The sequence below is a fragment of the Pseudoalteromonas sp. BDTF-M6 genome, from assembly GCF_018334135.1.
In the GTDB taxonomy this organism is placed as follows: Bacteria; Pseudomonadota; Gammaproteobacteria; order Enterobacterales; family Alteromonadaceae; genus Pseudoalteromonas.
In genome coordinates this window covers 525,509-538,412 of sequence record NZ_JAGXTQ010000001.1, presented here as the reverse complement: position 1 = coordinate 538,412, position 12,904 = coordinate 525,509, and the positions used below count along the sequence as shown (strand labels likewise).

At 48.8% G+C, this 12,904-nt stretch carries 8 protein-coding genes; 5 read left to right on the top strand and 3 right to left on the bottom strand.

The genetic code is table 11. The annotated features are described in order from the left end of the window. Positions 1-76 precede the first annotated feature (76 nt). Positions 77-2,779, bottom strand: coding sequence for a DNA topoisomerase (ATP-hydrolyzing) subunit A (gyrA, locus tag KD147_RS02380; protein ID WP_212546753.1), 2,703 nt, complete (start codon positions 2,777-2,779; stop codon positions 77-79). A 191-nt stretch (positions 2,780-2,970) separates the two neighbouring features. On the opposite strand from gyrA, the gene ubiG reads away from it, so the two are divergent. The 4 genes from ubiG (at position 2,971) to yfaE (ending at position 7,985) form a co-directional block, all read left to right on the top strand. Further along, positions 2,971-3,681, top strand: a complete 711-nt coding sequence (gene ubiG, locus KD147_RS02375) for a bifunctional 2-polyprenyl-6-hydroxyphenol methylase/3-demethylubiquinol 3-O-methyltransferase UbiG (RefSeq protein WP_212546752.1) — start codon at positions 2,971-2,973, stop codon at positions 3,679-3,681. Between the two features lie 505 nt (positions 3,682-4,186). After that, entirely contained in the window at positions 4,187-6,469 is a 2,283-nt protein-coding gene (gene nrdA / locus KD147_RS02370) for a class 1a ribonucleoside-diphosphate reductase subunit alpha (protein WP_212546751.1), read from the top strand. Positions 6,470-6,536: 67 nt separating this feature from the next. Then, a complete protein-coding gene (gene nrdB / locus KD147_RS02365) occupies positions 6,537-7,667 on the top strand; it encodes a class Ia ribonucleoside-diphosphate reductase subunit beta (protein ID WP_105254092.1) in 1,131 nt (376 codons plus the stop codon). Positions 7,668-7,727: 60 nt separating this feature from the next. Beyond that, positions 7,728-7,985 (top strand): class I ribonucleotide reductase maintenance protein YfaE, encoded by a 258-nt coding sequence (yfaE, locus tag KD147_RS02360; RefSeq protein WP_158678865.1) that lies wholly within the window; start codon positions 7,728-7,730, stop codon positions 7,983-7,985. A 27-nt stretch (positions 7,986-8,012) separates the two neighbouring features. Here the strand turns inward: yfaE and KD147_RS02355 are convergent, their stop codons facing one another. Further along, entirely contained in the window at positions 8,013-8,537 is a 525-nt protein-coding gene (locus KD147_RS02355) for a YaeQ family protein (protein ID WP_212546750.1), read from the bottom strand. Between the two features lie 150 nt (positions 8,538-8,687). Here KD147_RS02355 and KD147_RS02350 point away from each other — a divergent pair, with 150 nt between their 5' ends. Beyond that, positions 8,688-11,063, top strand: a complete 2,376-nt coding sequence (locus KD147_RS02350) for a TonB-dependent receptor (protein ID WP_105254089.1) — start codon at positions 8,688-8,690, stop codon at positions 11,061-11,063. An 85-nt stretch (positions 11,064-11,148) separates the two neighbouring features. On the opposite strand, the gene KD147_RS02345 is transcribed toward KD147_RS02350, so the two are convergent. Continuing rightward, positions 11,149-12,894, bottom strand: coding sequence for a DUF3466 family protein (locus tag KD147_RS02345; RefSeq protein ID WP_212546749.1), 1,746 nt, complete (start codon positions 12,892-12,894; stop codon positions 11,149-11,151). Between the last annotated feature and the right edge of the window lie 10 nt (positions 12,895-12,904).

Sequence of the window (12,904 nt, the reverse complement as noted above, 5' to 3'; positions counted from 1 at the left end):
ACCCATTGTGCAGACGATGTAACTTGAAAATATTTTATACAGGGATAAAAAAAGCGGCCGAAGCCGCTTTTATAGATTACTCAGAGTCTTGTTCAGGGCTCTGCTCGGCCTCATCGCCAGGAGCTTCCTCCTGAATCACGGCTTCGTCGTGTTCCAGCGTGGCCAGTTCATCTTCATCGATTTCTTCGATACGTTGTAAACCAACCACCTGCTCGCCGTCAACCGTACGGATCAAAATAACCCCTTGGGTATTTCGGCCCACGGTAGAGACTTCGTTCACACGGGTTCGCACTAGGGTGCCGCGATTCGAGATAATCATGATCTCGTCGTTGTCATCCACCTGAACGGCACCGACCACGGCGCCATTGCGCTCGCTCACCTTGATAGACACCACACCCTGAGTCGCACGACTCTTAGATGGGTAATCCTCTAAAGCGGTGCGCTTACCATAGCCGTTTTCGGTTACGGTTAAGATAGCACCCTCGGACTTAGGCACTATGAGTGACACCACGCGCTGGTCGTCGGCCATCTTAATGCCGCGTACACCGGTGGCGGTACGACCCATAGGACGCACACCCTTGAACTTGATTTCCGGGTTGCCTTCTTCGTCAAGAACCGGGTTGCCGTTTTCGTCAACGACCGCTGATTCTTCCGCTTCTTTAAAGCGTACAACCTTACCGGCGTCGGTGAACAGCATGATCTCATTGCTGCCATCGGTGATATCCACACCGATCAGGCTGTCGCCCTCGTTAAGGTTCACGGCAATAATACCGCTGGCACGCTGACGGCTATAAGCGGTTAATGGCGTTTTCTTCACGGTACCGAAGGCGGTGGCCATAAAGACATACTTGTCTTCTTCGTATTCGCGCACCGGCAAAATAGCGGTGATACGCTCATCGGCTTCCAGCGGCAACAGGTTGACGATAGGCTTACCACGAGCAGCGCGGCTAGCCAACGGCAATTGATAGACCTTCAACCAATACAAACGACCGGCGGTCGAGAAGCACAAGATGGTGTCATGGGTATTAGCAACCAGTAGACGTTCGATAAAGTCTTCGTCTTTCATCTTGGTGGCAGATTTACCCTTACCACCACGGCGCTGTGCCTCGTAGTCACTCAGTGGCTGATACTTCACATAGCCTTCGTGAGACAGGGTGACAACAACGTTTTCTTCGGTGATCAAATCTTCGAGACTGATATCGTGGGCTGCGGCACTGATTTCGGTGCGGCGCTCATCGCCATAGGTTTCCTTGATGGTAACCAATTCATCGCGGATCACTTCCATCAAACGCTCTGGCGAGCCTAGAATATGCAATAGCTCTGCGATTAGCTCGAGTAGCTCTTGATACTCATCAAGGATCTTCTCGTGCTCCAGACCGGTTAGCTTATGTAGACGTAACTCAAGGATGGCCTGAGCCTGCTGCTCGGACAGATAGTACTGGCCGTCGCGAATACCTAAATCATCCGCCAACCAATCTGGACGTGCAGCGTTATCACCTGCTTTTTCCAGCATAGCTTTAACATTGCCTAGCTCCCACGGGCGAGCGACAAGGGCTTGCTTGGCTTCTGCCGGTGTGGGCGACTTACGAATAAGTTCGATGATCGGGTCGATATTAGCAAGCGCTATTGCCAAACCTTCTAGGGTGTGGGCACGTTCTCGGGCCTTACGTAAATCGAATACGGTACGACGGGTCACCACTTCACGACGGTGAAGGATAAAGGCTTCAAGCATTTCCTTGATGTTAAAGCACTTCGGCTGGTTACCGTCCAGGGCCACCATATTGATCCCAAACACGGTTTGCATCTGAGTTTGGGCGTACAGATTGTTCAGTACTACCTCACCCACTTCACCGCGTTTAATTTCAATAACGATGCGCATACCGTCTTTATCGGACTCATCGCGCAGTGCACTGATGCCTTCTATTTTCTTATCTTTCACCAGCTCGGCGATTTTCTCGATAAGACGGGCCTTGTTCACCTGATATGGAATTTCATGAACGATAATGGTCTCACGACCGGTTTTCTCATCCACTTCCACTTCCGCGCGGGCGCGAATGTAAATCTTGCCACGGCCTGTTTTATAAGCCTGTTCGATGCCTTTTTTGCCATTGATAATAGCGGCGGTCGGGAAATCCGGGCCTGGAATGTATTCCATCAATTCATCAATGGTGGTTTGCGGCTCTTTGATTAACGCTAAACAGCCGTTGATCACCTCAGTGAGGTTATGTGGCGGGATATTGGTCGCCATACCTACGGCGATACCCGATGAACCATTGACCAGCAGGTTAGGCACCTTGGTCGGTAATACATCCGGGATCTGCTCGGTGCCGTCATAGTTAGGCACGTAATCAACGGTTTCTTTTTCTAAGTCGGCTAATAACTCTTGGGAAAGTTTTGCCATGCGCACTTCGGTGTAACGCATCGCCGCCGCCGAGTCGCCATCCACGGAACCAAAGTTACCTTGGCCATCGACCAGCATATAACGCAGTGAAAACGGTTGCGCCATACGTACTATGGTGTCGTATACGGCACTGTCGCCGTGCGGGTGGTATTTACCGATGACGTCGCCCACTACACGGGCAGACTTTTTATACGGTTTGTTCCAGTCATTGCGGAGTTCATTCATGGCGAACAATACACGACGGTGCACCGGCTTTAAGCCGTCACGAACGTCGGGAAGCGCACGTCCTACGATTACACTCATGGCGTAATCCAGGTAGGAGTTTTTTAACTCATCTTCAATATTAACCGGAAGGACTTCATTGGCGAGATCAGTCATTGATATCACTTTCCTTCTTATTTGCGACAGGGTGCAATTTGTACGGGCTTGGCCGAACGTATCACCTGCCCCATTGTCGTTATTATCTCAGACCATGCTATCACATAATTTTTATTTTTACAGGCGCTAAATCTTTGCGATTTCACAAAATCCCCCCGTATAATGGCCTCAGACAAACGAGGAAGTTTTTTATGACCGAACATCAAAATGTAGATACGGATGAAATTGCCAAATTTGAAGCCATCGCACAGCGCTGGTGGGATCTCGATGGTGAGTTTAAGCCCTTACACGAAATCAACCCCCTGCGCCTGGATTTTATCGCCCAACATGCCAATGGCTTAGCCGATAAAGAAACCTTGGATATAGGCTGTGGCGGTGGCATTTTAGCGGAAAGCATGGCCAAGCTTGGCGCTAAGGTCACGGGTATCGATATGGGTCGCGAACCTCTTAATGTCGCCAAGCTTCATAGTCTCGAGTCGGGCATTAAAGTCGACTACCAACAAATTACCGCCGAGCAATATGCCGTCGAGCATGCCGAGCGCTTCGATGTGGTGACCTGTATGGAAATGCTTGAGCATGTGCCGGATCCGCAATCGGTGATCGCCAGTGCCGCCGCTCTGGCAAAACCCGGTGCCCAGGTTTACTTCTCTACCTTAAATAAAACGGCCAAGGCCTATTTGTTCGCCATTGTTGGCGCCGAGAAGTTGCTTAAGCTGGTACCTGAGGGGACACACGACCATAAGAAATTCATCCGTCCATCACAACTTATCCAGTGGGCCGAGCAAGCCGGATTGAAAGTGCGTCACAGCGCAGGACTCAGTTACAACCCGCTGAGCAAGCAATACACCCTAGGCCAGGACTTGGACGTTAACTACCTTTTGCACTTTGAAAAGCTAGCGTAAACAAAGCGTAGCCAATCCGGTTTGTGTTTTTCAAATGAGCGCATACACTATATCTGGTGGTTTGTTATTTTTTAAACACCAGATATAGTGCGCTTGTGCTAATCGCGTGATGAAAAGATGGTCGACTTGATGATAAAAAACCCAGTCGGTTAGACTAGAAAAAAATCATTAAATTTGTGTTTTTTGACGTTGATTTTCGCCGACCGACAGCATTAAAAATGTTTGAAGGTTAACGGTTACTAACTGCGGCAACTTATCCACAGATTGTCACAGTTTGCGCCTCTTGCAAATACACGCAGACCCCACTATCTTGTGAATCACAGAGATGAAAACACCATATCTAGTGTTTAAATCTTACACAGCTATAAATGCTTGGTGGCCGTGGGCGATGGCGCAAAGCAAAGGTATGCTTAGACGTAGTAAATACATCGCCTGCTGTAGCTGATTAAAGACATCTTTAGCAGCTGTGCGCTAATACAATTAATTATAATTACGGGCAATAACTATGACTCAACAGTTATCTGTTAGCAAACGCGATGGACGTAAGGAAGCGTTGGATTTAGATAAAATTCATCGTGTCATTACTTGGGCCGCAGAAGGGCTCAATAATGTATCTGTATCTCAGGTAGAACTTAAGTCCCATATTCAATTCTATGACGGCATTCGCACCGAAGATATTCACGAAACGATTATCAAATCGGCCGCGGACTTGATCTCAAAAGATACGCCTGACTATCAGTATTTGGCAGCGCGTCTGGCTATTTTCCACCTGCGTAAAAAAGCCTATGGCCGTTTTGAGCCACCTAAACTGTATGATCATGTTGTTAAGCTCGTTGAAGATAAGCGTTATGACCAGCATTTAGTTACCGACTACACTCAGTCTGAATTTGAGCAAATGGATCAGTTTATTGACCATAGCCGCGATTTAAACTTCAGCTATGCCGCCGTTAAGCAGCTAGAAGGTAAGTATCTGGTACAAAACCGCGTTACCGGCGATATTTATGAGAGCGCCCAGTTCCTATATATGTTGGTTGCGGCCAGCCTATTCTCGGATTACCCAAAAGAAACGCGTCTTGATTATGTGAAGCGTTTTTACGATGCGGTTTCTCAATTTAAGATCTCGCTACCCACACCTATTATGTCGGGTGTTCGTACACCTACGCGTCAATTTAGCTCGTGTGTACTGATCGAGTGTGCCGATAGTCTAGACTCTATCAACGCTACGTCATCGGCGATTGTAAAATACGTCTCTCAACGCGCAGGCATCGGTATCAACGCCGGTCGCATTCGCGCCCTAGGTAGCCCAATTCGTAACGGTGAAGCGTATCACACAGGTTGTGTGCCTTTTTATAAGCACTTCCAAACCGCGGTTAAAAGCTGTTCGCAAGGCGGCGTACGTGGTGGTGCCGCTACCCTGTTCTATCCGCTATGGCACCTAGAGGTTGAAAACCTGCTGGTTCTTAAGAATAACCGTGGTGTTGAAGACAACCGTGTTCGCCACCTGGATTACGGTGTGCAATTTAACAAGCTGATGTATACCCGCTTGATCAAAGACGGTTTCATTACCTTATTCAGCCCATCGGATGTGCCTGGTCTTTACGATGCTTTCTTCGAAGACCAAGACTTGTTCGAGCAGCTTTATGTGAAATACGAACAGGACGAGTCAATTCGTAAGAAGCGCATTAAGGCCGTTGAATTGTTCTCTATGTTCTTGCAAGAGCGTGCCAGCACGGGTCGTATTTACCTGCAAAACGTTGACCACTGTAATACCCATAGCCCATTTGATGCCAAGGTTGCACCTATTCGCCAGTCTAACCTGTGCCTAGAGATCGCCTTGCCAACTAAGCCACTGAACGATGTGAACGACGACAGCGGTGAAATCGCCCTGTGTACCTTGTCAGCCTTCAACTTAGGTGCCATTGAGTCACTGGATGAGCTGGAAGAGCTTGCCGAGCTGGCGGTACGTGCCCTTGATAACCTGTTGGATTACCAAGAGTACCCTGTGCCGGCCGCATACAATGCCACCATGGGTCGTCGTACCCTGGGTGTAGGCGTAATTAACTTCGCTTATTACCTGGCTAAAAATGGTAAGCGTTATTCGGATGGCAGCGCCAATGGCCTAACGCATAAAACCTTTGAAGCGATTCAGTATTATCTGATGAAAGCATCAAACGAGCTGGCTAAAGAAAAAGGCGCGTGTCCTAAATTTAACGAAACCACCTATTCACAGGGCATTATGCCTATCGATACCTATAAGAAGGATCTCGATAGCGTCTGTGATGAGCCACTGCACCTGGATTGGGATGGCCTGCGCGAAAGCGTCCAAGCCTATGGCATGCGTAACTCGACTCTGTCGGCGCTGATGCCATCGGAAACCTCGTCGCAAATTTCCAACGCGACTAACGGAATTGAGCCTCCGCGCGGTCATATTAGCGTTAAGGCGTCTAAAGACGGTATCCTTAAGCAAGTTGTGCCAGAGTATGAGCGTCTAAAAGATCAATACGAGTTGCTGTGGGACATTCCATCGAACGATGGCTACCTACAACTAGTGGGCATTATGCAAAAATTCGTTGACCAGACTATTTCGGCCAACACCAATTATGATCCGAACAAGTTCGATGGCGGCAAGGTGCCGATGAAGCTCTTGCTCAAAGATCTACTCACCGCCTACAAACTGGGTGTTAAGACCCTGTACTATCACAATACCCGTGATGGCGCAGCAGACGCCCAAGATGAGTTTAAGCCACAGGCCGATGATGGCTGTGAAGGCGGCGCTTGTAAGATATAATAATTAAGCGAGCGGCTTTTTAGCCGCTTCGCTTTGTTGTTCGACCCTGATTTGAGATCCCACGAATATGTCATACTCCACCTTTAGCCGTAATCGTAATGACCAATTGAAAGAACCTATGTTCTTTGGACAAACGGTGAACGTATCGCGCTATGACCAGCAAAAGTACCCTATTTTCGAAAAGCTGATCGAAAAACAACTGTCTTTCTTTTGGCGTCCAGAAGAAGTAGATGTCAGCAAAGACCGCGTTGACTTTCAGTCTCTGCCCGAGCATGAGCGTCATATCTTCTTAAGCAACCTGAAGTATCAGACCCTGCTCGACAGCGTCCAAGGCCGCTCACCGAATGTGGCCCTGCTGCCCATCGTTTCTCTACCTGAGCTTGAAACCTGGATTGAAACCTGGGCTTTTAGTGAAACGATCCACAGCCGCTCATACACCCACATTATTCGCAACGTCACCCAGTCTCCGGAAGTAATTTTCGACGACATAGTGACCAATGATAAAATCAATGAGCGCGCCGAAGAAGTAACTCGTTATTATGACGACCTGATCCACCTAACCTCACTTTATAACCTGTACGGCGAAGGCCATCACACGGTTAATGGTGAAGTCGTTGATGTGTCCTTGTACGAGCTTAAAAAGCGTTTGTACCTGGCCATGATGTCGGTGAATATCCTTGAAGCTATCCGCTTTTATGTGTCATTTGCATGCTCCTTTGCCTTTGCCGAGCGCGAGTTGATGGAAGGCAATGCGAAGATCATCAAGCTGATCGCCCGTGACGAAGCTCTGCACCTGTCCGGCACACAGCATATTCTTAATATCATGCAAGAAGGCAAGGACGATCCGCAAATGGCTGAAGTCGCTGCCGAGTGTCGTGAGCAAGCCATTCAAATGTTTGTTGACGCCGCTGAACAAGAAAAAGAGTGGGCCGAATACCTGTTTAAGGATGGCTCAATGATAGGTCTTAACAAAGACATTCTTTGCCAATATGTGGAATACATCACCAATGTGCGCATGAGCGCGGTGGGCTTACCGGCAAAATTTGCCACTCAGAGTAACCCTATTCCGTGGATCAACTCTTGGTTGGTGTCTGATAACGTTCAGGTCGCACCCCAGGAGGCCGAGATCAGCTCTTACCTGGTCGGTCAAATTGATTCCGAGGTTGATGCCAACGACTTTGGCGATTTCGACCTGTAAACACATCTGGGCTCATTACGAGCCCATTTTTCTCATATCTATAAACCCGTGTGCAAAACAATCGCCTCTAACATTACCTTTAACGGCAAAACGCTCAGCCATAGCCCGGATAGCCCATCTATCTTGCACAGCTTGGAGCGCCAAGGTGAAACCCCTGCCTATCAATGCCGCGAGGGCTTTTGTGGTGCCTGTCGGGCAACCTTAAAGCAAGGCGCAGTGCAATATAGTCACGAGCCATTGGCCTTTGTTCGCGACGGCGAAATCCTCCTGTGTTGCAGTATCCCAGATGGCGATGTCGTGATTGCCAGCGACGACTGACTCAAAGAAAGCACCTGTTAAGCACAGCTAAGGCCAGCTGATCAACACTTGTGAGCTCACATAGCAGTCCGATGTGGTGATGCTCAGCTGATCACGCTCGACACACACGTCCCAATGCAAAGAGCGCGCTAGTACCGCTTCAAGCGCACTCACAAAACCCAGCTCCAAAGCAATAATCTCCGCACTGCCGTGGCTTACTTGCCAGGCATTGAGTTCATCTGAAATGGGAATGGTGGTGATCACGTACAGGGTTTGCGCACGGTTATAAATTTTGGTTAATTCATCGCAATTGTCATTAAAAACTTCAATCACCAGTTCATAATCGTCATGGAGATCATAGGCGACAATGTCTATTTGCGGCTTTTGTTTGCTCTCGCACAACACCAAATCATGACGATAGGCGAACAAGCAAAAACCGATTAAACGCAGGATGAAGTGATCAAGCAGCTCTTCATCTCTGCGGGCGGTAGTAAAGTGCTCGTTAAGCTGGCAATGATGGACATTATCGACAATCGCAAAATGTGCTTTAAATACCCGTCCTCTGTCGCTCATGGTGAAGCTGCTTACGCTGGCTATTCAATAGCATTAATTATAGTGTAATCTCGCTAAATCATTTTTTAATTAAGTTATACTATAACATTATTGTGCTGCGTTATTTTATAATGTTATAGTATCACCATTGTTAGTTAACGGATTTTATTTATGTTTAAACCAGCCGCATTATCCTGTGCCGTTGCTGCCCTATTGAGCTCGGCGAACGCCTTTGCCGGCGTTGTTTCAGGCCGCATCGTCGACGAACAACAGCAACCCTTAAGTGACGTCGTCATTCACTATCATGGCAAGCAACATAGTGTACGCAGCGACGAGCAAGGCCGATTCACCATAGAACTCGACCAAGCTGGGCAATTGCATTTCAGTAAAGAAAACTACATAGATAAACGCATGGATGTCAGCGCACAAGCGCAACAACTGGATATCATGCTCAGCGCCTCCGCGATTGAAACCGTGGTCATCTATGCATCCGGTTTGGACAAAAACAATCTCGACATGGTGTCACCTGTTTCCGTACTCGGTGGTGATGAGCTACGTGATAGAGCGCAGCCGACCCTAGGTGAAACCTTAAAAGGCTTGCCTGGCATTAATGCCAGCTATTTCGGACCGGTCTCATCAAGCCCGGTGATCCGTGGTCTAGACGGACCTCGCGTTAAAATTACGCAGAATGGTCTTGATAGCGGCGATGCCTCTCGGGTTGGTCCGGATCATGCGGTGGCCACCGAGTCCATCGTAGCCGAGCAGATAGAAGTATTACGCGGCCCCGCTACCCTACTCTATGGCTCGGGTGCCATTGGCGGTGTCGTCAATGTGGTTGATAACCGCATTCCTACGGATCGCATCGAAGGCTATCAAGGTGCGGCCGAATACAGTCATGATACGGTTTCCAACACCAATACCTATGCCGGTAAATTTACCTCAGGTTATGATGGCTTTAATTTCCATGTTGATGGCAGCGATCGCGTTGGCCATGACTATGAAACGCCAACCTTCACCCTTGAAGAAGATGGCGAACTAGAGCGCCATGACCGCGTTGCCAACACCTTTATCGATAGCGCCACGGTAAATATCGGTAGCAGCTATGTCACCGAGCATTGGACCCTGGGTTTATCCTACGGGACTATCGAGAGCGATTATGGGATCCCCGCTCACGGCCATGATCACGGCCACGAAGACGAGCACGCCCATGAAGGTGAGCTTGATGGCCATGATGAAGGAGAGCATGAAGGCGAAGAAAAAGTATTTGCCCGCATGCAGCAAGATCGTTGGCAGGCCCTGGCGAGCTACTCCTTCCATGATAGCTTTATTGAAGCGCTAACCCTGCGCGCCGGATACAGTGATTATGAGCATGGTGAAATCGAAGGCGCGAATGTAGGCACGCTGTTTAGCAATACCAGCCGCGAGGCTCGATTAAATGCCAAACATCGTCTTGGTCAGTGGCATGGTACCCTTGGCTATCATTACAGTGATTCCGATTATCGCGCCGATGGTGAAGAAGCTTTCACTCCAGCAACAAAAACCAAGGTGCATGCCCTGTATCTACTGGAAGAGCGTGAATTTGCACGCTGGACTCTGGAATTAGGTGCTCGCATCGAAGATTACCAGTTAGACAGTGAGATAAACGACGAAGCCGGTCACCACGACCATGAAGAAGAAGTGGGCCATGAAGAGTCAACGACCGCCTATGAGTACAGCGATACTAACTTAAGCCTATCACTTGGTGGGATTTGGAATTACCAGGACGGTTATGCCCTAGCCTTAAGCCTGTCGCGTTCCGAGCGAGCTCCTCTAACCGGCGAACTTCTTGCCAACGGCACCCATATTGCGACCGGAACCTATGAACTAGGTCTGGCGTATCATATCGAAGATGGAGAAGCCCATTTTGAAGGCGACGATATCGCCCAGGAAACCGCGACCAACATCGATTTTAGCTGGCGTAAATTCGTTGGCGACTTTGGCTTTAACTTCAGTGCCTTCTATAACGATGTAGACAATTTCTACTACCAGGAAAACACTGGATTAGTGTTCGACCATGACGGTGGTTTTATCGATGCGGGTCTTGCCGACGATGATGCCCTTGCCGTGTACCAGTATCGCAGTGGTGATGCCGAGCTATACGGTTTTGAGTTCGACGCCCACTATGCCTTATCGGCAAACTGGCAAATTAAGGGCTTTGCCGACTCGGTTACGGCCAAACTCAAAGATGGCGACCACCTGCCGCGTATCCCGGCGGCAAAAATCGGCTCTCAGTTAAGTTATGGTTTTGAAGATTGGGACTTCGCCCTGATAGCTACTCATTACCTGAAACAAAACGACATCAGTGCGTTTGAAACCGAAACAGACGCTTACACCCTGGTCGACTTTAAGGTGAACTATAACTTTAGCCTAGGCCAGTTCGATGGTGTTGCCTACTTACAGGCACAAAACCTTGGAGATGAGCTCGGCTTTGTGCATACCTCCTTTATTAAGGATGAGGCTCCCTTACCCGGGCGCAACTTCCGTCTAGGGATCAGAGCCTACTTCTAACTAGGCTCACCACCGCCAAAGCGGGTGGTATAAGAGTAATAACAAAAAGGCCCTGTCAAAACAGGGCCTTTTTATTTATACGCGATTACTTAAATCGGCGTCTCAGAGCCAATAAAGGCAGCGCCAATAAAGCTAACCAACCGAGCGAGCCACTTTGGCGCTCATAGGTTTCTGCCGCTTCTGGTGGACATTCTTCAATTTCGCCACCGGCAATCGGGCTCAGTTTCACTGGCGTGGCCACACTTTCGTACAGTATCTTACCCGAGTCATCCACTTCAACTTCGCCACGGGCATTCAGCTTTTCTTTGGTTTTAGTGGCAACACCGTAAATAATGCCGTCATCATCAATGGCGGTGGCTTCGGCAAAGTTATAAGGGTAGTTACTTTCGCCATCGATATCATAGCAAGGAAGCAAGTCATTGATATTGGCAATCTTGTCATCGCCAATGCTATAGATAAAGCCTTCGCGACGACGACTCGATGAGTTCACTACATCAACTTCACCTTCACCTATGATCACGCCATTGGCATTGATGGCACGAGCCACCGAGCTGGAACTAACGAAGTAATCGCTTGGGAACACGGTTTGACCCGTATTGACATCATGGTAGAAAAACTTGGTGGTGGTACGTCCTTCGACCCGCTTAGTACCAAACCCAGTGATGATACCTTCATCATTAATCGCCACTGCCTTACCAGAGAACCAATCATCCTCTTGATTCAAAAGCTCTAATACCTGACCGTCTTTATACAATACTGGCATTGTGCGTATGGAGTTCTCATTATCAAATTTACGAACATGAGAATAACCCACGGCAATCCCTTGGCTATTTACAGCCAAAGCCACTGAAACGAACGCATTACCATCATCTTCGTCCGGTACCAGGCCAAGGCCAAGTTCCTTAGTTTCAACGGGGTTTAGCTCGGCATCCAGTGTCCAAAGAACAGCACGACGATCATAAAAACCGCTGAGGGTATTACTCGATGCTAGGTTCTCCAGGCGCCATACACACACGGCAATAGGCTCATCTTCATCATCACAACGGTCGTCATAATCTTCCTGACGATCTTCTGCGACGCCGATAGAAGCACTGCCAACCACATAGTACCCCCCATCTGGGCGCTGTACTATATCGGAAGCCGTGCTGGTGCCACCATAAAGGTCCGAGATGGGTAGCAGCGTGCTTACTTCGCCACTGGGCGAAACCACTACACCGCGCGAGCGATAGTCGCGAACAAAATAGGTTTCCGGCTCGTCATCACCCTGGGGCGTAAACTCGATTTTCTTATAAGGTGCCGAGCCACTGCCGACGCGCACACCATCGTCGCTGATGGCGTTATATAAATTGCTTACGCTGCGGGTATAGCCTTCGTAATCGGAAGAAGGCTGATCCATCAATACCTGCTCAACCGCCGGGCTCGGAGTAAAGTTTACGGCCACCACATCGGCAATCTTCTGCCAATTTTCATCGCCATTGGTTGACGATAAAAAGCTCAGCATAAAGGTTAAGGCGTCGGCATTTAAATCACCGGCGGCAATATCATCCAGGGTAAAGGTGATTTCCTTATCGATTTGTTCGAATTGGTTATCTTCCCAAGTGTCATAGGCGCGCGTAATGGCGCTCTCGGTAAAATCGATATAACTGACGTCAATGGGCAGATTATAAAGACCACGGGCCTGACCGATCACTTCGCCGTTATTATTGGCATCAACAATGTAGTGGTGTTTTGCGCCTGCTAAGGTACTGAGTTCTTCTAGTTGATATACCGCGGCTTGGGCGCTGGCACTGAGGCCGGCAACTATGCTCAATGCAACTAAGGATTTTTTCATCTTCTTCCCT